Here is a 20,958-nt window from a genome sequence, read left to right as displayed (position 1 = left end):
AACGACTCGCCGCGCGGCGGATCGTTCCCTGTGGGGTGGTGCGGTACGAGGGGTGGTGCGTACGGGGGGTGGTGCGAATGGGGGGTGGTGCGAATGGGGGTGCGGTACTGGGCTGGGTGCGGTTCTGGGGGTGGGTGGTCCGGTCCGGGGGAGGTCAGCCCTTGATGCCGCCGGCGGTCAGGCCGCTCACGATGCGGCGCTGGAGCAGCAGTACGACGGCGATCAGGGGGACGGTGACGATGAGGCCGGCGGCCATCGTCTGGGTGTAGGGGACGATGTGCGGCCCCGCGGTGAAGTTGGCGATGGCCACCGTGGACGGTGCCACGTCGGTCGAGCCGTTGGACAGCACGCTGGACAGCAGGTATTCGTTCCACGACGCGAGGAAGACCAGGATCGCCGTGGTGAACATGGCCGGGGCGGCCAGCGGCAGGATGACCAGGCGGAACGCCTGCCGGGAGGTGGCGCCGTCCACCCGGGCGGCCTCCTCCAGGTTCCACGGCATGTCGGCGAAGAAGCTGGTCAGCGTGTAGACGGCGAGTGGCAGCGAGAAGGAGATCTGCGGCAGGGCCAGCGCCTGGTAGGAGCCGAGCCAGTGCCAGCTGCTGAACAACTGGAACAGCGGGGTCAGGATCGCGACGCCGGGGAACATGGAGGCGCCGAGGATCACCGTCAGGACGAGACCCTTGCCGCGGAAGGAGAGCCGGGCCAGCGCGTACGCGGCGAAGACGCCGATCACCATGGACACGACGGTCACCACCGTGCCGATGAGGAGGCTGTTCACCAGTGAGCGCGCGAAGGAGTTGTAGCGCGCGTCGAACGCGTACCGGAAGTTGTCCAGGGTGACGTGGCTGAACCACAGGTCCGTCGAGAAGGTGTAGTCGCTGTCCCGGAAGGCCAGCACGAGCATCCAGTAGAACGGCGCCAGACACCACACGACGATGATCGCCGTGGTGACGACGGTTCCGATCGCGCCCAGGTCGATGTTCCGGCGCCGGGGGGCGACGGGCGCGTCCGCGGTGGGGACGGGCGGTGCGGTGGTGGTGGGAGCCATCTCACCTCACCGCCTTCGCCTGCGCGCCGAAAAGATTGGCGTTGAGCAGGCGGACCAGCCCGAACGCGATCACGAAGATGAGCACGAAGGTGATCGTGGAGAGGGCGGACGCCGAGTTGGCGCCCCTGGTGAGCTGGTCGACCACGAGGATCGAGCTCGTCGTCGTCCCGTTGGAGCCACCGGTCAGGATCTTCGGCAGGTCGTACATGCGCAGCGTGTCCAGGGCGCGGAAGACGACGGCGACGGCCAGGGCGGGTTTCACCAAGGGCAGGGTCACGTTCGTGAAGCGTCGCCAGGCGCCCGCGCCGTCGATCTTCGCCGCCTCGTACGTCTCCGCGGGGATGTTCTGCAGGCCCGCCAGGATCAGCAGCGCGATGAAGGGCGTGGTCTTCCAGGTGTCCGCGATGACGATCGCGGACCGGGCCGGCCACAGCGAGGACGTCCACGCGTAGTGGGTGCCCAGCAGCTTGTTGACGCAGCCCTGCGGGTCGAACATGACCTGCCACAACTTGGACGTGACGGCGGTGGGGATCGCCCACGGGACGAGGATCGCCACGCGGACCATGGCGCGGCCGCGGAAGGCCCGGTGCATCGTCAGCGCGAACGCCATGCCGATGACGGTCTCCAGCGTGCAGGCGACGACGGTGAAACCGACCGTGACCCCGACCGAACTCCAGAACTGCGAGCCCAGGGCCCCGCTCGGGCAGGAGGTGTAGCCGCCCTCGGGGGTGGCGCACCGTTGCAGCAGCCAGTGCGTGTAGTTGTGCAGCCCGAACCAGTTGTTTCCCGCGTCGAACATCCCGGTGGCCTTGTTCAGACCCGGGTCGGTCAGGAACGACTGGTAGACGGCCTTGACGACCGGGTAGCCGACGACGAGTGCCAGCAGGAGGAGGGCGGGCGCGATCAGCAGAAACGCCGTGCGCGCCTCGCGGGGACGAAGGGCGCCCCGGCGGATTCTGGTCCGGCGCCGGTCGCCGCCGGGTTTCCCGGCGGTTCCTGGTTCCACGTGACCGGCTACGGTCATGACTGCTCCTTGCGGTGGGTGCACCGTCCGACGGCGTGACCTGGGGGAGAAGGGCGGCAGAGTGGAGGGGGGCCGTCGGCCCGGGCCCGCCGGCCCGCCGACCCCCCCTGCCGTACGGTCAGCCGCCGGCGGTGGCGGACTTGATCGCCGCCTGCATGTTCTTCAGCGCCTGCGCGGTGGTCGTCCGCCCCTGCAGCGCCGCGTAGGTGTTGGTCTCGATCGCCTCGGTGACGCCCGGGTAGAACGGGGTGATGGGGCGCGGCACCGCCGTCTCGATGCTCTTGAGCAGGTCGGGCAGGTAGGTGAACTTGCGTGTGAGCTTCGGGTCGCTGTACATCGAGGTGAGCACCGGCGCCAGCGTGCCGACCGTGAGGTTGTTGCGCTGGACCTTGTCGGACTCGATGAACTTCAGGAAGTCCAGGGCGGTCGCCTGGTGCCTGGAGTAGGCGCTGATGCCGAGGTTGTGGCCGCCGAGCGTGGAGGCGCCGTGCCCGGAGGGGCCCGGCAGCGGTGCGACGCCGAACTTGCCGGCCACCTTGGAGCCCTTGCCGTTCAGGATGGCGACCGCGTACGGCCAGTTGCGCATGAACATCAACTGGCCCGACTGGAACGCGTTCACGCTCTGCGTCTCCTGGAAGCCGAGCGCCTCCTTGGGGATGTAGCCGTCCTTGAAGCCGTTGACCAGGAAGTCCAGACCGGCCGCGGACTTCGGGGAGTCGACCGTCGTGCTCCGCCCGTCCGGGCCGACGATCGTGCCGCCGGTGGCGTTGATCGCCTCCGCGGCGTTCACCGTCAGGCCCTCGTACTTGGCGAACTGGCCCGCGTAGCAGGCGGGCCGGGCGCCGGTGATGGTTCCCTTGGTGGTCTTGCCCTTGCAGTCGCCGATCAGCTCGTTCCACGTGGTGGGCGCCGAGTCGACCAGGTCGGTGCGGTAGTAGAGCAGCCCGCCGTCGGAGCCGTACGGTGCCGCGTAGAGCTTGCCGTTGTAGGTGCCCGCCTTGACCGTCGCCGGGAGCAGCTTGTCGGTGTCCAGGGCGTGTCGGCCGGTGAGCGGGACGATCCAGCCGCGGGCCGCGAACTCGGCCGTCCACACCACGTCCACGGTGACCACGTCGTAGCCGGGGTCCTTCGCCTGGAAGTGCTGTTCGAAGTCGGAGAGTTGCTGGTCGGCCTGGTCGGACTGCTGCTTGATCGTCACCTTCTCGTCGGGGTGCGCCTTGTTCCACTCGTCGGCGATGAACGGAAGGACACCGCTGTTGTCCTTCTGCGTGACGAAGGTGATCGGCCCCCGGCCGTCCGCTCCCTGTGCCGCGCTGTCACCGTCGCCGCCCGAGCCGCAGCCGGCCAGGACCAGTGTCGCGCTGAGCACGCCTGCGACGCCCGCGACCCTCCTTGCTCGCATGAGCCGCTCTCCTTCGTCCGGGGGAATCGATACGATTCGACGATGTTGCGAGCACGTTAAAGTGAGGCGCGAAGGGGTGTCAACGGCCGGGAAGTCGGGCCGCGTTACGGGTGGATAACGGATCAGTGCGGTTCGGGGGCCGGTCCGGAACTCGCCCGCACCACCAACTGCCCGTCGAACAGCAGTTGCGAAGGCGCGCCGAGCCGCTGCCCCTCGATACGGCGGATCAGCATCTCGGCGGCCGCCTTGCCCATGTCGGCGGCGACCGGTCCCACCGTGGTCATCGTCGGCGTCGTCATCTGCGCCGCCTGGGCCGGCATGTCGATGGACACCACGGAGAAGTCCTCGGGGATACGGCGGCCCTGGGCCACCGCGGCGGCCATGAGCCCAGGTGTGGCCTGCTCGTTGAACGCGATCACCGCGGTCGTCCGCGGATCCGCCGCGAGCAGTTCGGCGAACGCCTTCCGGCCCCCGGCGGTGTGACTCCGGCACGTCAGCGCGGTCAGCGCGACGCCGGCCTCCCGCGCCGCCCGCAGCATGCCGTCGCGCAGCCGGATCGCGTTGCCGCGTCCAGAGGCGATCGTCGCGGCGTCCTGGTGCACGAAACCCAGATGACGGTGCCCGTGCCCGACGAGGTGTTCGACGGCCAGCCTGGCGCACTGGTCGAAGTCGGTGTCCACGTAGTCCAGGTCGCCCGGATCGGCGTTCTGCCCCAGCATGGTGAAGATCAGCTCGGAGTTCCGCAGCACCTCGATCCGCGGATCCTTCAGCCGGACCTCCATGAGCAGGACACCGTCCACCAACCCCTGCTGGGCGAGGCCGGCGAGGTCGTCCAGCGCATCGGCCCCGGAGGTCCACAGCAACAGGTGGTACCCGCGGTCCTGGGCATGGTCGGAGGCGCCGAAGATGTACTCCATCGAACCGAGGTTCATGCCCCGCTCGTGCTCGTTCTTGGGAAACAGCACCGCGATGATGTGGCTGCGCTTGCTCTTGAGCCCCCGCGCGAAGACATTGGGCCGATAGCCCAGATCGAGCATCGCCTGCTGGATCCGCAGGCGGGTGGCCTCGGAGATGGGCCGGCTGCCGGTCATGGCATAGGAGACCGTGCTGGGCGAGACGCCGGCGCGCCGCGCGACGTCCACCATGGTCGGTACCTTGTCGCCCGCACTACGGGACATGGTCCCCTCTCATCCCGGGCCCCGGCGGCCACCCGGCGTGGCCACTCGCGGGGCGTCCACGCCACACCGCCGGTGTTCCGCGGCGTCGGTGAGGCGCAGTCTATCCAGCGCCGACGCCGGGCAATCGTCCTCGTCGGGCGGTCGGCCCGGGCGGCTTCGGGACGGTCCTTGTCGTACGGACGACCCGCGTACCGTCGGGCGCCGCTCACGCCGCAGGACGCCGCTCACGCCGCAGGGCGCCGCTCACGCCGGAGGGTGCCGCTCACGCCGGAGGGCGCAGCGACTCCATCCGGCGGACGGCGTCGCCGAGGAGCGCGCGGGCCACCGGCTTCCCGACCGGGCGAGACGGCTGCAGCAGCGACGGCGGCACATCGACGTACGTCCGGTCGGCACGGCTGACCCGGACGGTCTCCGCACCGCGCACACCGGAGACGACACCGATGTGCGCGACCGACGGCCACGGCAGCCACTGCTCACGGCGCAGGAACCGGACGGCGATCCCCTCGTCGTCCACCACGAGATACATCCGCGAGGCCACCAGCGCCGCCCCCAGCGCGACGGCGCCCACCGCGAGGGTGACCAGACGCAGCGCCGCGGACGGCTGCCCGTAGATGTTCAGCGCGGCGCACGGGCAGGCGAGAAGGATCAGTACGGCGATCTGCACGGGCGGAATCCGCCACACCGCCGGTGAACTCCCTGCCGGTGAACTGCCCGCCGACGAACGCCCCGCCGGTGAACCTTCCGCCGGTGAACTCCCCGCCTCAACCATGTCGACCCCCGCAGACCGGCGTTTTGTCGCACACAGCCTAGAGCCTGTGGCTCCTGGCGAGACCTGCGGATCACTCCGGTCCGGTGAGGGAGGAGGGGCTCAGAGCGCCGCCGGGGCGTACTCCGGCAATGTCAGGGACGAGTGCGTCGCCCGTCCCGCCGCGGCGCCCGCCGTCGCGAGTTCCCTCGAGATCGCCGCCGGGTCGCCGAGCAGCGCGTTGCGGGCGTCCAACTGCGCGCGCGTCGTCGGAGTGACGATCGTGCCGCCCTCGGTGGCCAGCGCCTGGTTGCGCTCCGCGAAGGGGCGCATCCGGCGCTCGTACGCCGCGAAGGCCTCGGCGTGGTCCGCGTGCGAGGCGAGCTCGCCGGCCAGGATGTATGCGCCGACGAGCGCGATGCTGGACCCCTGCCCGGAGAGGAAGGACGTGGCGTGCGCCGCGTCGCCCGCCAGCGCGACGCGCCCGTGGGACCAGGCGGGCATGTGGATCTGGCTCACGATGTCGAAGAAGAGGTCGTCGGCCGCCCGCATCGCCGCCACCAGGCGCGGCACCTGCCAGACCTGCTCGGGGAAGAGCGAGGCGACCAGGTCGCGCTGGGCACGCGGGTCGCGGAACGCCTCGAAGGGCGGGGTGTCGCGGACGAAGGTGAGGAATCCCTGCACGGGCTCGGAGGAGTCGTAGGCGTACATGACGGCGCTGCGCCCCGGCTCGTTCCAGATGAACGCCTCGTGCGAGAGCCCGAGTTCGTTGGGCAGGGTGAAACCCGCGAAGACGTGTCCGAGGTAGCGGTGGAAGGGCTCCTCGGGGCCGAAGACCAGCCGACGCGTGTTCGAGTGCAGCCCGTCCGCGCCGATCACGAAGTCGAACGTGCGGTACGTGCCGCTGTCCAGGACGACGTGCACGGCGTCCCCGTCGTCGTCCAGCGTGGCGATCGAGTCGCCGAAGAGGAACTCGACGCGGTCCCGCAGTGGCGCGTAGAGGGCGTCGGCCAGGTCGCCGCGCCGGACCTCGAGGTCCTTCCCGCTCTCCCCGCCGGTCAACTGCTCGGGCTGCACCGTGCCCACCGTGTCCCCGGCGGCGTCGAGGAACGAGATCCGCCGGGTGTCCACGTGGGCCTCGCGCAGTCGGGGCAGCAGGCCCATGCGGTCCACGACCGCCCGGGCCGTGCCGCGAATGTCGATCGCGTAGCCGCCGCCGCGCACGGCGGCGGCCTTCTCGACGACGGTCACCTCGAAGCCGTACCGGTCGAGCCAGTACGCGAGCGTCGGACCGGCGATACTCGCTCCGGAGATCAGTACGCGACGAGGGGCGGACGTGGATGTCTGGCGTGTCATGGAAATGGCACCTTTCCGCCGGGCGGGCCCGGCACGGAGGCGGTACGCGGCTCGCGGCGGAGGGCGGCGTAGATACGTACCTTAGGTATCCTTTATGAAGTCGTACGGCACCCCTGGTGCCGTGACTCCGCTCCCCACGATATAGATACCTAACTCAGGTATGCAAATGGAGGTGTCATGATCCCCGAGTCCCCCGGGGAGCCCGAGCCCGCGCCGGAGTCCGCGCCGGAGTCCGCGCCGGAGTCCGCGCCCGCGGCCGAACCCGCGCCCGGCCTCTCGCCCGACGATCTGCTCGCCGTGCTGCCCCGGCTCACCCGGCTCAGTTCCGCGTTCAGCAAGGGCAGGCTCGTCGATCGCGCTGCGGAGGCGGCCGGCCCCTCCTTGGACCGCCCCGCCGTGGGCGTGCTGGTGGCCCTGCTCGCGGCCGGGGAACCCCTGCGCATCGGGGAGATCGCCGACCGCATGCAGGTCGTGGGCCCGCACGTCACCCGCCAGGTCCAGGCCCTGGAGAAGCGCCGCCTCGTGCGGCGCATCGCCGACCCCCACGACCGCCGCGCGAGCCTCATCGAGCCGACGGAGGCGGGCGACGAGGCCGCCCGCCGCTATGTCGCCTCCCTGCTCGGCTGGTTCGCCGACGTCCTCGGCCGATGGCCCCGGCAGGACCGCGACGATCTCCTCCGCCTCCTCGCCCGCTTCGCCGACGACGTCACGGACCGGCTGGCCCTGCCCGAGGCGGGGGACGAGGGGGAGGACGGGGAGGGGGCTTGAAGTGGTGAAGCGAGAGGGGCCGGCAGCGGTGAAGCGGGCTGGGCCCGAGGTGGTGAAGGGGGCGGGGCCCGAGGTGGTGAAGGGGGCGGGGCCCGAGGTGGTGAAGGGGGCGGGGCCTGCGCCCGCGGGGTCTCGCGGCACCGCGCACCCGTCGGGCATGACAAGCTTGTGCTGACTCACCCCCGAACCGCAGGAGGTCACCATGACCGCAGAGCCCGTGTCCCCGGAAGGTTCGGAGCCGGAGGCCGCCCCGGGGACTGCCCCCGAGGCCGCCCCGCTCGCGCCGGACAGCGACGGCAACTACGACCTCAAGCGCAAGTTCCGCGAAGCCCTGGACCGCAAGCGCGGTACGCAGGCGAACGCCGCCGAGGCCGGCGGCAGCCCGGACGCCGCCAAGGTGCGCGCGGCGCACGGCCCGGCGGCGAGCCAGCGCTCGTTCCGGCGCAAGAGCGGCGGCTGAGCCGTGAAGGGGCGCCCGAAGAGACGCCCGAAGAACGCCTGAAACGCGTCGTGGAAGGCGCCCGACGGGGGAGAACCCGGGGCGGGCGCCTTTCCGCGGGGCGGCGGGGGAGCGGCCCGCGATCGGGTCACCCGGCGTCGCCCGGTAGTCCGGGCGACCGGGCGATCTCCTGGTCGGCGGCCTCGATGATGGCCAGTACGGCGGCCGCCGCGGCCGCCGGATCGCGCGCCTCGACGGCCCGCACGACGGCCCGGTGGCCCGGCAGCGAGGCCTCCACCGCGCCGGGCGTCTGCGTGCTGACGAGGAAACTGTGCTCCAGCGCGATGTCGACGGCACGCCCCAGTGAGCCGAGCAGACGGTTGCCGCTGGCGTCCAGCAGGGCCCGGTGGAAGGCGATGTCCGCCTCGACATAGCCGCCGCGGCCCGGATCCGCCGCCGCGGCCTCCATGGCCGCCAGCGCCTCGTACAACCCGCGTACCTCCTCGGAGCCGGCCCGCTCGGCGGCCAGCCGCGCCGCCTCCGGCTCGACGATCCGGCGCAGCTCACCGGTGTCGCGCAGCAGGGCCGCGGCGTCCCCGGCCTGCTGCCAGCGCAGCACGTCACGGTCCAGATGGTTCCAGTGCTCCCGGGGCAGCACGCGCGTGCCGGTACGCGGACGCACGTGCAGCATCCCCTTGGCCACCAGTGCCTTGACCGCTTCTCGCACCACGCCCCGGCTGACGCCGATCTCGGCCGCGAGCGCGTCCTCGACCGGCAACGCGTCCCCCGGCGCCCACGCGCCGGCCGCGACGCGCCGCCCGAGCTCGTCGACCACGCGCTGGTGCATGGTCAGGAAACGCACCACGATCTTCGCTCGCCCCCTGGACGCCATTCATCGAATCATTTAATGATTGGCCCACAGGGTACGGCCTGCGGGACCGTCCCCCACAACGTCCCACCACCCCGACGCGCTACCGCCCCACCGCCCCACCGCGCAGCGGACGACGCCGGGGCCACGTCGCCAGAGCCACGGGAGTGTTCACATGACCGACGGTCGCAGGACGAGTCGCCGCAGCCAGGCCTGGTTCGGAGCCCAGGGCCGCGCCGGGATGCTGTACCGCTCCTGGATGCGCAACCAGGGCTTCGGCCACGAGGTGTTCGACGGGCGTCCCGTCATCGGCATCGCCACCAGCGCCTCCGAACTCGCCCCGTGCAACGCCCACCTGACGGACGTCGCCGAAGCGGTCAGGCGCGGCGTGTGGCAGGCGGGCGGTCTCCCGCTCGTGTTCCCCACCATGGCCACCGGCGAGACCCTGATGCGCCCCACCGCCATGCTGTACCGCAACCTCATGGCGATGGAGGTCGAGGAACTGATCCGGGCCAATCCGCTCGACGGCGTCGTGCTGCTGTCCGGCTGCGACAAGACCACCCCCGCCATGCTCATGGGCGCCGCCAGCGTGGACCTGCCCGCCGTCATGGTCACCGGCGGGCCCATGCTCAACGGCAAGTACCGGGGCCAGGACGTCGGATCCGGCACCCACGTCTGGAAGTTCGAGGAGGACCTGAAGACCGGCCGGATGACCGAGGAGGAGTGCTTCTTCGCGGAAGGGTGCATGGCCCGCTCCCGCGGCCACTGCATGACCATGGGAACCGCCTCGACGATGGCGTGCATGGCCGAGGCGCTCGGCATGCAACTGCCCGGCTCGGCGGCCTGGCCCGCGGTCGACTCCCGCCGCATGGAGACCGCGCAGGCGGCGGGGCAGCGCGTCGTGACCATGGTGGAGGAGGAACTGCGCCCCTCGCGCATCCTCACCCGGGAGGCGTTCGAGAACGCCGTCCGGGTCAACGCGGCCATCGGCGGCTCCACCAACGCCCTCATCCACCTCACCGCCCTCGCCGGACGCGTCGGTGTCGAACTGGACCTCGACGACTTCGACCGACTCGTCCGCGCGGTGCCGACCCTGGTCAACCTGATGCCCAGCGGTAAATACCTCATGGAGGACTTCTGCTATGCGGGCGGCCTGCCCGCCGTCCTCGCCGAGCTGCTCGCCGGCGGACTGCTGCACGGCGAACCGATCACGGTCACCGGCCGCACCGTCGCCGAGAACACCCGTGACACCGAACGCTTCGGCTCCGACGTCATCACCCCCCTCGACACCCCCTTCCAGCCGGCCGGCACCGGCATCGCCGTCCTGCGCGGCAACCTGTGCCCGGACGGCGCCGTCATCAAGCAGTCCGCCGCATCCCCGCACCTGCTCACCCACCGCGGTCCCGCCCGCGTGTTCGACTCCCCGGAGGCCTACCACGAGGTGGCCGACGACCCCGACCTCGACGTCGACGAGAACACCGTCCTCGTCATCCGCAACGCCGGCCCCAAGGGCTACCCCGGCATGCCCGAGGTCTCCAACGTCCCCCTGCCCGCCAAGCTGCTCAAGGCCGGCGTCACCGACATGGTGCGCGTCTGCGACGGCCGGATGAGCGGCACCGGATACGGCACGGTGGTCCTGCACGTGGCGCCGGAGGCCGCCGTCGGCGGCCCTCTCGCCCTGGTGCGCGACGGGGACCCCGTCGTCCTCGACGTCCCCCACCGCACCCTGCGCCTGGACGTCGACGATGCCGAACTCGACCGGCGCCGACAGGCCTGGCGCGCACCCGAGCAGCGGTACACCGGCGGCTACACCTGGCTCTACACCCAGCACGTCGAACAGGCGGACAAGGGCGCCGACTTCGGCTTCCTGCGCGGAAGCCGCGGACACGAGGTCCCCCGCGACTCCCACTGAACACCCTTGGGCCCTTGGGCGACCGCACCCTCCCACAGAACTCAGGAGAGCACCGATCGTGGAACCGGCAGCAGCACGCCCCCGTCCGCGCCTCGATCCCGGATCCGTCCTGCCCGAGGACGCCGACCGGGCCGCCCTCGTCGCCCGCGTGCACGACCCGGAGAGCGGCGGACCGTGCGTGGCCGCGGTCCGGGGCGAGCACGTCGTCGACCTGACGGCCCTCGCCCCGACCGTCGCCGACCTCATGGAACGCGACGACGCCGCGACGCTCGTCCGGCAGGCCGACGGCGCACGCGCCTGGCGCCTGGACGCCCTGCTCGCCGCGCCGGCCGACCGCCCCGACGTCCCCCACCTCCTCGCCCCCGTCGACCTCCAGGTGATCAAGGCCGCGGGCGTCACCTTCGCCCGCAGCCTGCTGGAACGCGTCATCGAGGAACGCACCGGCGGCGACCCGGCACAGGCCGCACGCGTACGGGAGCGCGTCGCCCGGGTGGTCGGCGGCGCGCTCGACGGCATCCGTCCCGGATCACCGGAGGCGGAGCGGGCCAAGGAGGCACTCGTCGCCGAAGGACTGTGGTCGCAGTACCTGGAGGTCGGCATCGGGCCGGACCCGGAGATCTTCACCAAGGCGCCCGTCCTGTCCGCGGTGGGCACCGGCGCCGACATCGGAGTGCTCGGCGCCTCGGTGTGGAACAACCCCGAACCCGAGGTCGTCCTCGTCGTCGACTCGCACGGCCGGGTCCGCGGCGCGACCCTCGGCAACGACGTCAACCTCCGCGACATCGAAGGACGCAGCGCCCTGCTGCTGTCCCGCGCGAAGGACAACAACGCCTCCTGCGCCATCGGCCCGTTCGTCCGCCTGCTCGACGACGGCTTCGGCCTCGACACCGTCCGCCATCTCGACGTCGACCTGCGGATCGACGGCACGGACGGCTACGTCCTGCACGGCAGCAGCTCCCTGCGCGAGATCAGCCGCGACGTGAGCGATCTGGTGGCCGCCACGCTCGGCCCGCACCACCAGTACCCGGACGGCTTCGTGCTGTTCACCGGAACCCTGTTCGCGCCCACCGAGGACCGGCACGCGCCCGGTGCCGGCTTCACCCACGAGTACGGCGACCTCGTACGGATCTCCAGTCCGAGGCTCGGCGCCCTGGTCAACACCGTCGTCACCAGCGAGCAGGCCGCGCCGTGGACGTTCGGGGCGGGCGCGCTGATGCGCAACCTCGCCCGGCGCGGCCTGCTCTGAGCGGGCGGGGACCGTCCGTGCCCCGCCCGCGTCCGTCCCGTGTCAGGCCCGGGTGACCGGCTCCTGTACGACCGTGGAGTGCAGGCGCCGCGTGTGGTCCACGTGGCGGGCGGCCCCGGTCAGCGTCACCTCGGCCGTCAGCCGCGGATCCGCGCTGGACGCGGCCAACCGCAGCTCCAGCGCGCCCGGTTCCACCACGCGCCGCCCGTCGCGCCCGGTGAAGGAGGCCAGGTCCGCCGGGACCGTGACCCGGACCCGCCGGGCCTCGCCCGGCTCCAGGCCGACGCGCGCGTAGGCGATGAGGCGCTGCACCGGCTGGACCACGGAGGCGACCGGGTCGTGCAGATAGAGCTGGACCACCTCGGTCCCCGCACGCCCGCCCGCGTTGCGCACGGTGAAGGCGAGGGCGAACTCACCGTCCGTGGGCGCCTGTCGGACCTCCACCGCCAGGTCCGTCCAGTCGAACCGTGTGTAGGACAGCCCGTGGCCGAACGCGAACGCCGGCGTCGGGTCGATGCTGGACACCCCGCTGACGTGGGCGAGCCGCGCCCCCAGGTACGTCGACGGCTGCGAGCCCGGATCGCGCGGCACACCGACCGGGAGACGTCCGGAGGGATTGACGCGGCCGCTGAGCACCCCGGCGATCGCGTGCGTGCCCTCCTCGCCCGGGAAGAAGGACTGCACGATCGCGGCGGACTCCGCCACGGCACGGCCGAGGGCGTACGGCCGCCCCGCGAGGAGCACCGTGACCACCGGCGTCTCCCCGTCGAGCAGCGCGTCGAGCAACTGCTGCTGCGCGCCGGGCAGGGCCAGCGTCCCCACGTCGCACCCCTCACCGCTGGTGCCCCGCCCGAACAGCCCGGCCCGGTCACCGAGCACCACCAGCGCGACGTCGGCCTCCCGCGCCGCCCGCACGGCCTCGGGGACGCCGGAGAGATCCCCGTCGTCGATACCGGTGCCGCGGACGACGGTGATCTCGGTGTCGGGGAACTCGGCGGCCAGCGTGTCGCGCAGCGTGGGCAGTTCGATGCCGAGCGGGGTTCCGGGGTGGCGGACGCCGATGTGCTGGGGGAAGGAGTAGCAGCCCAGCACGGCGACGGGCTCGTCGGCGTTGGGACCGACCAGGGCGATCCGGCGCGGCCGTTCCAGCGGCAGGGTGCCGTCGTTGCTCAACAGTACGACCGCCTTCTCGGCGAGCGTCCGGGCCAGCGCGCGGTTCTGCGGACCGTCCAGGTCGATCCGCCCGCGCAGCGCGGCGGGATCGTCCGCGTCCACCCCGTCGAGCGCCGCCGGAACGGGGTCCCAGTCCGGGTCGAGCAGACCGAGCACCGCCTTCTGGGCGAGGACCCGGCGCACGGCACGGTCGACCAACGCCTCCGGCACCCGGCCGTCGGTCACGGCCTCCACCAGGGGCGCGCCGTACGTCTTGACGGTGGGCAGTTCGACGTCGACGCCGGCCCGCAGCGCCGCGCCGGCGGCCTCCGCCCAGTCGCCCGCGACCCCGTGCAGGGTCTTCAGGAAGGCGATGGCGAAGTAGTCGGCGACGACGGTGCCGTCGAAGCCCCAGGTGTCCCGCAACAGCCCGGTGAGCAACTCCTCGTCGGCGGCGGAGGGGAGGCCGTCGGTGTCGGTGTAGGCGTTCATCACCGACCGGACGCCGCCCTCACGGACCGCCATCTCGAACGGCGGCAGCAGCACGTCGGCGCGCTCCCGCGGCCCCACGGAGGACGGGGCGAGGTTGCGTCCGGCGCGGGAGGCGGAGTAGCCGACGAAGTGCTTGAGGGTGGCGACGACGCCCGCGGACTGAAGGCCCTGGACGTAGGCGGTGGCGACGGTGCCGACGAGGTAGGGGTCCTCGCCGATGGTCTCCTCCACCCGGCCCCAGCGGGCGTCGCGCACCACGTCCAGGACGGGCGCCAGCCCCTGGTGGACGCCGACGGCGGCCATGTCGCGGCCGATGGCGGCGGCCATCCGCCGCACCGTGTCCGGATCGAAGGCGGCACCCCACGACAGCGGGACCGGGTAGGCCGTCGCCCCCCAGGCGGCGAAGCCCGCCAGGCACTCGTCGTGGGCGAGCGCCGGGATGCCGAAACGGTTCGTCGCGGCGATACGGGCCTGGGTGCGGGCGAGGGACAGCGCGCCCAGCGCGGGATCGACCGGAAGCGTGCCGAACGGCCGGGTCAACTGGCCCAGGCCGGTGGGCAGCAGCGCGTCGAGATCGACGGGCTCCTCCATGTCGTGCTGATGGGGAGCCACCTCACCGCCCTGGTCGGAGGCGCCCACCCACACTCCGTAGAGCTGGGCGATCTTCTCCTCGAGCGTCATGGCCCCGATCAGGGCGTCGACCCTCGCGGCTATGGGGACGGCGGGATCGTTCCAGAGGGAGAGGTCGGGGGTGTTCTGCACAGCCATGTCGGCGTTCACTTTCCTCCCACGCCCGTCGACCCTCGGCGGACGCGGGCACGACGGGGCATTGACGGGGCAACGACGGGTCGCTACGGGGTGCTACGGGGCTGGCCGGTTCGGCGGACGGTGCGACGGGTCGACGGACGGCACGTGACGGGTCGACGCCGGGCACATGACGGGTCAACGACTGAATCCGGCCGTCAGACCGCTCAGCAACTGGCGGCGGCCGAACACGTAGAGGATCAGTACGGGCAGTGTGGTGAGGACGACGGCGGCGAGAACGGCCGGAACGTTGACCCCGTACTGGCCCTGGAAGGTCCACAGCGCGAGTGGCAGCGTCCGGCGCTCCGGGCTCTGGGTGAGGATCAGCGGCAGCAGAAACCCGTTCCAGATCGTCAGCGCGTTGAAGATGGACACGGTGACGATCGCCGGCCGGGTCAGCGGCGCCGCCAGCCGCCACAGGGTCGTCCACTCGGTGGCACCGTCGACCCGCATCGAGTCGAACAGTTCCTTGGGCACGTCACGGATGAAGTTGGCGAGCACCAGCACGGACAACGGGATGGCGAAGGCGATCGACGGAAGGATCAGCGCCAGCAGGTTGTCGTACAGGTGCATCTTGATGATGATCAGATAGATCGGGATCACCGTCGCCTGCAGCGGAATCGCCAGGCCCATGAGGAAGAGTCCGTTGACCGCCCGCAGGAACCGCATGCGCCACCCGCGCACGATCGCGTAGGCGGCCATGAAGGACACCACCACCGCGGGCACCACGGCACCGACGGTGACCACGACGCTGTTCAGGAAATAGCTGAGGAAGTCCGACTCGATGACCAGCCGGTAGTTGTCCAGGGTCGGATCCCCCGAGGGCACCAGCGGATTGCTCGCGTAATAGTTGCTCTGCTCCTTGAAACTGGTGATGAAGGACCAGTACAGGGGCACGGCGACGACGACCAGCCAGAGCCATCCGGCCAGCCCGCCGAACCAGTTGCGCCGACGGCGCGGCCGGGAGGAGACGGGGCGCCGCTCGCGGGGAGCGGACTTCTGCGGGCGGCGCTGCCCGGGCAGCGTGGTGGTCACGTCAGACTCCCTCGAGTTGGCTCGCCCCGGCGTCCCGGCCGCCGAGCCGGCGCAGCAGCAGGGCCAGCGCCAGACCCACCAGGACCAGGATGACCGCGATGACGCTGGCCGGGCCCATCAGGCTGGCCTGGAACCCCCGCTTGTACATGTCCAGTGCCAGAACCCGGGTGGCATCGCCGGGGCCGCCCTCCGTGAGGATGAAGATGAGGTCGAAGAAGGTCAGCGACCCGACCACCATCAGCGTCGACGAGGTGATGATCGTGTACTTCAGCTGGGGCAACGTGATGCTGAAGAACTGCCGGACCCGTCCCGCCCCGTCCAACTGCGCCGCCTCGTACAGTGACTTCGGGATCTGCTGCACACCCCCCTGGTAGATCAGGGAATGGAACGGGACGAACTGCCACGACACGACGAAGACGACCACCCCGAACGCCAACCCCGGCCGTCCCAGCCAGTCCTGGCTCAGCAGATCGATGCCCAGCCCGGCACCGAGGCCGAAGTTCGGGTTCAACAGCGCCTTGTAGGCGATCGCGATCGCCGCGGAGCTGAGCATCAGGGGCACGAAGTACACCACGCCCAGCACCGCTCGGTAACGCTGGTCGCCCGCCAGGAAGACACCGATCAGGATGCTCGCCGGCGTCTGGAACGCCCAGGACACGGCCATCACCAGGAACGTCACCCAGAGCGCGTGCGGCAGCCCCGGATGGGTGAGCACCGCACGCCAACTGGTCAGTCCCGAAGGGTGGATGGCGCCGATCCCGTCCCACGTGGTGAAGCTCAGCGCGAAGACCCCGAAAAGCGGGATCACGGCGAATCCGACGAAGATCAACAGTGCCGGAGCCACCAGCCACGGCAGGACATCGCGCTGCTGACGGCGCGGCGGAGGACGATGGCTGACCGCGCTCATTTGCCGGTGACCGCGTTGAGGTTGTCGGCGAACTGCTTCGGCGAGATCGACAGCTGGAACAACTTCACGATGTTGTCCAGCAGGGTCTCGGCGGCCGTCGGACTCAGCGCCTGGTCCCAGGACTGCCCGAACACCTTCGCCTTGCTGGCGATGTCATAGGTGAACTTCAGGAAGTCGGCACTGTCCGAGGCGGCCAGCAGTTTCTCCGTGCCCAGCCGGATCGGCACCGACCCGTTGTCGATCCACTTCTTCACCTCCTCGTCCTGCAGGACACCCGTGGCGAAGAAGTCCCTGGCCACCTTCTTCTGCTCGGCACTCGCCTTCGAGGAGATCGACAGGTACTGCGCGGGGTTGCCGACCGTGTCGCTCGGATCGCCCTTGCCACCCTCCACCGGCGGGAAGGTCATGTAACCCAGCGCGCCACTGGAGACGAATTTCTTGCCGTCGTTCTTCTGGATGCCGTACGACCAGGCGCCGTGCAGCATCATCGCGGCCCTGTCCGTGTACAGCAGCGCCTGGTCGGCGTTGGAGTCCGCGGTGATCGACGAGAAGCCCTTGACGAACCCGTGCGCCTTGGCCAGGTCCTGCACCTTGGTCAGCGCGTCGATGGCGTCCGGCTGGGACCAGGCGTTCTTCTCGCCCTCGGCGATCGACTGGAACAGCTGCGCACCGCCGATGCGGTCGAACAGGAACTCCAGCCACATCATGTTCGTCCAGCGGGACTGACCGCCGAGGGAGAACGGCGCTATGCCCTTCGCGTTGAACCTGGGGACCAGCGCCATGATGTCGTCCCACGACTTCGGCGGTTCCGCGCCGATCCTCTCGAAGACCCTCCTGTTGTAGTAGAGGATGATCGGCTGCACCGTTTCGCACGGCATCGCGTAGATCTTGCCGTCGACGGTCGCCGCGCCGAACGAGGAGGGGAACAGCCGCTTCTTGATGTCGGAGTGGGAGTCGAACCACGACGTGAGGTCCTCGACCTGCCCCGCCGCCACGTAGGTGCGCAGCGTCCCGCCGCCCCAGCCCCAGATGATGGTGGGCGCCTTCCCGGCACCGATGGCGGTCTTGATCTTCGTCTTGTACGCGTCGTTCTGGTAGGTCGTGTCCTTGATCTGCGTCTTGGAATGGGCCTTGTTGAACGCGTCCACCGCCCCGGCCCTGACGCCTTCCTGCGGTTGGCCGTTCAGGTACCAGTACGTGGCCCCTTTGCCGGAGCCGGGTCCGGAAGAGCCGCAGGCCGCCAGGGCCGCGGAGGCCGGTACGCCGGCGGCCAGGCCGAGAAGGGTACGTCGGGAGAGCGCCATGTCTTTTCTCCGCACTCGAGAGCCAGCGGCTTCTCGTGAGTCATGTGAGTCATGGTCAGTCACGATGAGTCATGGTCGGTCGTGTCCAGTCGTGGCCAGCCGTGGCCAGTCATGGTGAAAGGTTTTCGAAACAGCCTTGCCCGAAGCTCTGTGCGTGCAAATTAGGTTTCGGGCTGAAGCCCTGTCAAGACGTGTGCAGTAGCGTTATTCCCTTGTGTCAAATGGTTTTTATCGTCAGGAAACACCCTCCGGAAAGCCTTGTCGAAATCCGAAACTTTTCGAAACCTGCTGGTGGAGGGTGGGATACGATGCCATGGCCTCTGTGGACCGGCCCGGTGACGGGGTGCCGTACGGTTGATCGGTTCCACCCTCGCCGCCGGCCCGTCCGGCGGAGCACCGCGCGGGTGGACGTACAGACGTACAGCGGAGAGGAACCGATGCGACCGAACGCCAGGCGCACCACTTTGGCGGACATCGCCCAGGCGGCCGGAGTCTCCGTCGCTACCGTGTCGAAAGTGGTCAACGGCCGCGGTGACGTGGCGCCGCACACCCGCACGCGAGTGCAGGAACTGCTGCACCAGCACCACTACCTCGCGCCCGTGTTCCGTCACACCGAGGCAGCCGACATCCCCACCATCGAGGTGCAGTTCCAGGGCGGCCTCAGGTCGTACGTGGCCGAGACCCTCGAAGGCATCATCGACTCCGCGGCCGAACTGGGCGCCTCGGTGGTGGTCAGCAAGGCCACCAGCGCTCCGCACTGGGCCCGGGACCTGGTCTCCGCCGGACGCCGCGCCGTCATCGCGGTCACCAGCGTGTACACCGCGGCACACCTGAACGAACTGGCCAGGTCCGGACTGCCGTTGGTCGTCCTCGACCCCCTGCACCTGCCGGACAGCCGAGTGCACAGCGTCGGCGCGACCAACTTCGCCGGCGGCCTGACCGCGACCCAGCACCTGCTCTCCCTGGGCCACCGCCGCATCGCCTATCTCGGCGGACCCACCATGGCCGTCTGCAACCAGGCACGTATGCACGGCTACCGCGCGGCCATGGAGGCGGAGGGGGCGAAGGTGCCCGACGTCTACATCCGGCCCGGCGAATTCACGTATGCGACCGGGCTGAACGGTGCCGCCGCCCTCCTGGATCTCCCGGAGCCTCCGACGGCGATCTTCGCGGGCAACGACGACATCGCCGTCGGCGCCATCGAGGCCGCCCGCGTCCGAGGCATGCGCGTGCCCGAGGACGTCAGCGTGGTCGGATTCGACGACACCAGCCTGGCCCGGATGGCGTCACCGCCACTGACCACCGTGCGTCAGCCGCTGCGGGAGATGGGCGGCGCGGCCCTGCGCACCGCCCTCCGGCTGGCCAACGGCGACACGATCGAGTCCCACCACATCGAACTCGCCACCGCACTCGTCGTACGCGCCTCCACGGCACCGCCCCGCACGGACCCGTCGGCGTGATGATCTGGGCCGGCCGGGGTACAGCCGGCCGGCACGGTGACTCGGGCCCGCCGCCGGCACGGTGACTCCGGCCCGCCGGCGGAGTGCCCGCCGTGCGTACCGCGGAAGCCCGGGCGACGTGCCACGTGCTAACGTCGTTCATTTGCAGTCGCTGTCCTGGGGTCCCGAGGGGCGCCCCGACCGGTGACGCGTCCCCGCCGCGCCTTCCCCGGTACGGTCCCTTCGGAGGAAGGCTCTCAGTGAGCGAATCAACACGTGCCGACGTTCGGCCCCAGGACGAAGCGCCCGAGGTGTCGGAGGCGTCCGCGTCCGAGGCGCCGGAAGCGGCGGAGGCCGCTTCCACGGTGCCCGCCGTGGCGTCCTTCGCGGGGCTGGGGCTGCCGCCCGAGGTCCTGCGGGTGCTCGACGACCACGGTATGACCGTCCCCTTCCCCATCCAGGCCGCGGCACTGCCGGACGCGCTCGCGGGACGGGACGTCCTGGGCCGCGGCCGCACCGGATCCGGCAAGACGCTCGCCTTCGGCCTGGGGATGCTCGCCCGGACGGCCGGGCGGCGCGCACAGCCCAAGGAGGCGCTGGGGCTCGTGCTGGTGCCCACCAGAGAACTCGCGCAGCAGGTCGGCGAGGCACTCACCCCGTATGCCGAGGCGCTGCGGCTGCGGCTCGTGACCGTCGTCGGGGGAGTCTCCGTCGGACGGCAGGCCGCCGCACTGCGGGACGGCGCCGAGATCGTCGTCGCCACCCCCGGCCGGCTGCACGACCTCGTCGAGCGCAAGGGCTGCCGACTGGGACGCGTGGGCATCGCGGTCGTGGACGAGGCCGACCGGATGTGCGACCTGGGATTCCTGCCCCAGGTCACCGGCATCCTGGACCAGGTGCGCACCGACGGGCAGCGGATGCTGTTCTCCGCGACCCTCGACCGTGACGTCGACCAACTGGTGCGGGCCTATCTGCGCGACCCCGCCGTCCACTCCGTCGACCCCTCGTCGAGCGCGGTCGCCGCGATCGAGCACCACGTCTTCGTCGTGCACGGCCCGGACCGATACGCCGTGACCACGGAGATCGCCGCCCGCGACGGCCGCGTCCTGCTGTTCCTCGACACCAAGCACGGCGTCGACCAGCTCACACGGCACCTACGGGCCAACGGCGTGGCCGCCGCCGCACTGCACAGCGGGAAATCCCAGCCACAGCGCACCGCGACCCTGGCCCGCTTCAAGAACGGGCAGATCACCTCCCTCGTCGCGACGAACGTCGCCGCCCGCGGCCTGCACGTCGAGGACCTCGACCTCGTGGTCAACGTCGACCCGGCCACCGACCCGAAGGACTACCTGCACCGCGCGGGCCGCACGGCACGGGCCGGCCGCTCCGGCACCGTCGTGACCCTCGTCCTTCCGGGGCAGCGCCGCGAGGCGAGCCAGGTCATGGCGGACGCCGATGTCACCCCCAAGGTCACCAAGGTGCGCTCCGGTGAAGCGGAGCTGAGCCGGATCACCGGCGCCAGGACCCCCTCCGGGAAACCTCTCGACCGCGCGGCGGCCGCGTCGAGTCCCAAGAACCACAACATCCCCTTCCGCGGCCTGGGCAGCGCCAAGGGCCCCGAGAACGGCTCGGCCGGCGGCAGGCCGTCCCGCAAGAACGACGAGGCCCGCAAACTCGCTGAGGCCCGCAAGGCGGCTCGGGTGCGACGCGGCGGCTGACTCCGGCTCCCTGAGTCGAGTCACCGGGCGGAGGGGCTGCCGGGCGGAGGGGCCGACCGGGTCGCACCAAGGCTGGACTGGGTCGCGGAACCACGGTTCGAAGGGGCGGCGCCGGCGC

At 71.0% G+C, this 20,958-nt stretch carries 17 protein-coding genes; 6 read left to right on the top strand and 11 right to left on the bottom strand.

Going from position 1 to position 20,958, the window contains the following annotated elements:
• Positions 1 to 154: 154 nt before the first annotated feature.
• The 6 genes from QFZ64_RS05895 to QFZ64_RS05870 form a co-directional block, all read right to left on the bottom strand.
• A complete protein-coding gene (locus tag QFZ64_RS05895; RefSeq protein ID WP_307063038.1) occupies positions 155 to 1,051 on the bottom strand; it encodes a carbohydrate ABC transporter permease in 897 nt (298 codons plus the stop codon).
• A 1-nt stretch (position 1,052) separates the two neighbouring features.
• A complete protein-coding gene (locus QFZ64_RS05890) occupies positions 1,053 to 2,075 on the bottom strand; it encodes a carbohydrate ABC transporter permease (RefSeq protein WP_307063036.1) in 1,023 nt (340 codons plus the stop codon).
• Positions 2,076 to 2,193: 118 nt separating this feature from the next.
• Positions 2,194 to 3,477: an ABC transporter substrate-binding protein gene (locus QFZ64_RS05885; RefSeq protein WP_307063034.1), complete on the bottom strand. Its 1,284-nt coding sequence runs from the start codon at positions 3,475 to 3,477 to the stop codon at positions 2,194 to 2,196.
• Between the two features lie 122 nt (positions 3,478 to 3,599).
• Positions 3,600 to 4,655 (bottom strand): LacI family DNA-binding transcriptional regulator, encoded by a 1,056-nt coding sequence (locus QFZ64_RS05880; protein WP_307063032.1) that lies wholly within the window; start codon positions 4,653 to 4,655, stop codon positions 3,600 to 3,602.
• Between the two features lie 262 nt (positions 4,656 to 4,917).
• The gene (locus QFZ64_RS05875) at positions 4,918 to 5,319 is read right to left on the bottom strand and encodes a hypothetical protein (RefSeq protein ID WP_307063030.1); all 402 of its coding nucleotides are present in this window, start codon (positions 5,317 to 5,319) and stop codon (positions 4,918 to 4,920) included.
• A gap of 204 nt (positions 5,320 to 5,523) precedes the next feature.
• Positions 5,524 to 6,756, bottom strand: coding sequence for an FAD-dependent monooxygenase (locus QFZ64_RS05870; protein ID WP_307063028.1), 1,233 nt, complete (start codon positions 6,754 to 6,756; stop codon positions 5,524 to 5,526).
• A gap of 177 nt (positions 6,757 to 6,933) precedes the next feature.
• On the opposite strand from QFZ64_RS05870, the gene QFZ64_RS05865 reads away from it, so the two are divergent.
• Positions 6,934 to 7,524, top strand: a complete 591-nt coding sequence (locus tag QFZ64_RS05865) for a MarR family winged helix-turn-helix transcriptional regulator (RefSeq protein ID WP_307063026.1) — start codon at positions 6,934 to 6,936, stop codon at positions 7,522 to 7,524.
• Between the two features lie 202 nt (positions 7,525 to 7,726).
• Positions 7,727 to 7,984: a DUF5302 domain-containing protein gene (locus QFZ64_RS05860; protein ID WP_307063024.1), complete on the top strand. Its 258-nt coding sequence runs from the start codon at positions 7,727 to 7,729 to the stop codon at positions 7,982 to 7,984.
• Between the two features lie 127 nt (positions 7,985 to 8,111).
• On the opposite strand, the gene QFZ64_RS05855 is transcribed toward QFZ64_RS05860, so the two are convergent.
• Entirely contained in the window at positions 8,112 to 8,855 is a 744-nt protein-coding gene (locus tag QFZ64_RS05855; RefSeq protein ID WP_307063021.1) for a FadR/GntR family transcriptional regulator, read from the bottom strand.
• Positions 8,856 to 9,006: 151 nt separating this feature from the next.
• Here QFZ64_RS05855 and QFZ64_RS05850 point away from each other — a divergent pair, with 151 nt between their 5' ends.
• Entirely contained in the window at positions 9,007 to 10,743 is a 1,737-nt protein-coding gene (locus QFZ64_RS05850; protein ID WP_307063019.1) for an IlvD/Edd family dehydratase, read from the top strand.
• Between the two features lie 58 nt (positions 10,744 to 10,801).
• Positions 10,802 to 11,989, top strand: a complete 1,188-nt coding sequence (locus QFZ64_RS05845; protein WP_307063017.1) for a fumarylacetoacetate hydrolase family protein — start codon at positions 10,802 to 10,804, stop codon at positions 11,987 to 11,989.
• A gap of 42 nt (positions 11,990 to 12,031) precedes the next feature.
• Here QFZ64_RS05845 and QFZ64_RS05840 read toward each other — a convergent pair whose 3' ends face one another.
• From QFZ64_RS05840 to QFZ64_RS05825, 4 genes are all read right to left on the bottom strand, one after another.
• Positions 12,032 to 14,401 carry a glycoside hydrolase family 3 N-terminal domain-containing protein gene (locus QFZ64_RS05840; protein WP_307063015.1) on the bottom strand — a complete coding sequence of 790 codons (2,370 nt, stop codon included), beginning with the start codon at positions 14,399 to 14,401 and terminating at the stop codon, positions 12,032 to 12,034.
• Positions 14,402 to 14,575: 174 nt separating this feature from the next.
• On the bottom strand, positions 14,576 to 15,472 hold the full coding sequence (locus tag QFZ64_RS05835) for a carbohydrate ABC transporter permease (RefSeq protein ID WP_307063013.1): 897 nt from the start codon (positions 15,470 to 15,472) through the stop codon (positions 14,576 to 14,578).
• 1 nt (position 15,473) lies between these two features.
• Positions 15,474 to 16,379: a carbohydrate ABC transporter permease gene (locus tag QFZ64_RS05830; protein ID WP_307063011.1), complete on the bottom strand. Its 906-nt coding sequence runs from the start codon at positions 16,377 to 16,379 to the stop codon at positions 15,474 to 15,476.
• The gene (locus QFZ64_RS05825) at positions 16,376 to 17,683 is read right to left on the bottom strand and encodes an extracellular solute-binding protein (RefSeq protein ID WP_307063008.1); all 1,308 of its coding nucleotides are present in this window, start codon (positions 17,681 to 17,683) and stop codon (positions 16,376 to 16,378) included. The genes QFZ64_RS05830 and QFZ64_RS05825 overlap by 4 nt, the downstream gene beginning before the upstream one ends.
• A 437-nt stretch (positions 17,684 to 18,120) precedes the next feature.
• Here QFZ64_RS05825 and QFZ64_RS05820 point away from each other — a divergent pair, with 437 nt between their 5' ends.
• A complete protein-coding gene (locus QFZ64_RS05820) occupies positions 18,121 to 19,143 on the top strand; it encodes a LacI family DNA-binding transcriptional regulator (protein ID WP_307063006.1) in 1,023 nt (340 codons plus the stop codon).
• Between the two features lie 239 nt (positions 19,144 to 19,382).
• Positions 19,383 to 20,840, top strand: a complete 1,458-nt coding sequence (locus QFZ64_RS05815; RefSeq protein ID WP_373430555.1) for a DEAD/DEAH box helicase — start codon at positions 19,383 to 19,385, stop codon at positions 20,838 to 20,840.
• Positions 20,841 to 20,958: the final 118 nt, after the last annotated feature.

Source organism: Streptomyces sp. B3I8, assembly GCF_030816915.1.
GTDB lineage: Bacteria > Actinomycetota > Actinomycetes > Streptomycetales > Streptomycetaceae > Streptomyces.
This window is presented reverse-complemented; position numbering and strand designations above follow the sequence as displayed.

Coding starts and splice junctions, on each gene's coding strand:
- QFZ64_RS05890 (WP_307063036.1), bottom strand. CDS start 2,075: ATGACCGTAGCCGGTCACGTGGAACCAGGAACCGCCGGGAAACCCGGC.
- QFZ64_RS05895 (WP_307063038.1), bottom strand. CDS start 1,051: ATGGCTCCCACCACCACCGCACCGCCCGTCCCCACCGCGGACGCGCCC.
- QFZ64_RS05840 (WP_307063015.1), bottom strand. CDS start 14,401: ATGGCTGTGCAGAACACCCCCGACCTCTCCCTCTGGAACGATCCCGCC.
- QFZ64_RS05870 (WP_307063028.1), bottom strand. CDS start 6,756: ATGACACGCCAGACATCCACGTCCGCCCCTCGTCGCGTACTGATCTCC.
- QFZ64_RS05825 (WP_307063008.1), bottom strand. CDS start 17,683: ATGGCGCTCTCCCGACGTACCCTTCTCGGCCTGGCCGCCGGCGTACCG.
- QFZ64_RS05860 (WP_307063024.1), top strand. CDS start 7,727: ATGACCGCAGAGCCCGTGTCCCCGGAAGGTTCGGAGCCGGAGGCCGCC.
- QFZ64_RS05850 (WP_307063019.1), top strand. CDS start 9,007: ATGACCGACGGTCGCAGGACGAGTCGCCGCAGCCAGGCCTGGTTCGGA.
- QFZ64_RS05865 (WP_307063026.1), top strand. CDS start 6,934: ATGATCCCCGAGTCCCCCGGGGAGCCCGAGCCCGCGCCGGAGTCCGCG.
- QFZ64_RS05855 (WP_307063021.1), bottom strand. CDS start 8,855: ATGGCGTCCAGGGGGCGAGCGAAGATCGTGGTGCGTTTCCTGACCATG.
- QFZ64_RS05880 (WP_307063032.1), bottom strand. CDS start 4,655: ATGTCCCGTAGTGCGGGCGACAAGGTACCGACCATGGTGGACGTCGCG.
- QFZ64_RS05820 (WP_307063006.1), top strand. CDS start 18,121: ATGCGACCGAACGCCAGGCGCACCACTTTGGCGGACATCGCCCAGGCG.
- QFZ64_RS05830 (WP_307063011.1), bottom strand. CDS start 16,379: ATGAGCGCGGTCAGCCATCGTCCTCCGCCGCGCCGTCAGCAGCGCGAT.
- QFZ64_RS05885 (WP_307063034.1), bottom strand. CDS start 3,477: ATGCGAGCAAGGAGGGTCGCGGGCGTCGCAGGCGTGCTCAGCGCGACA.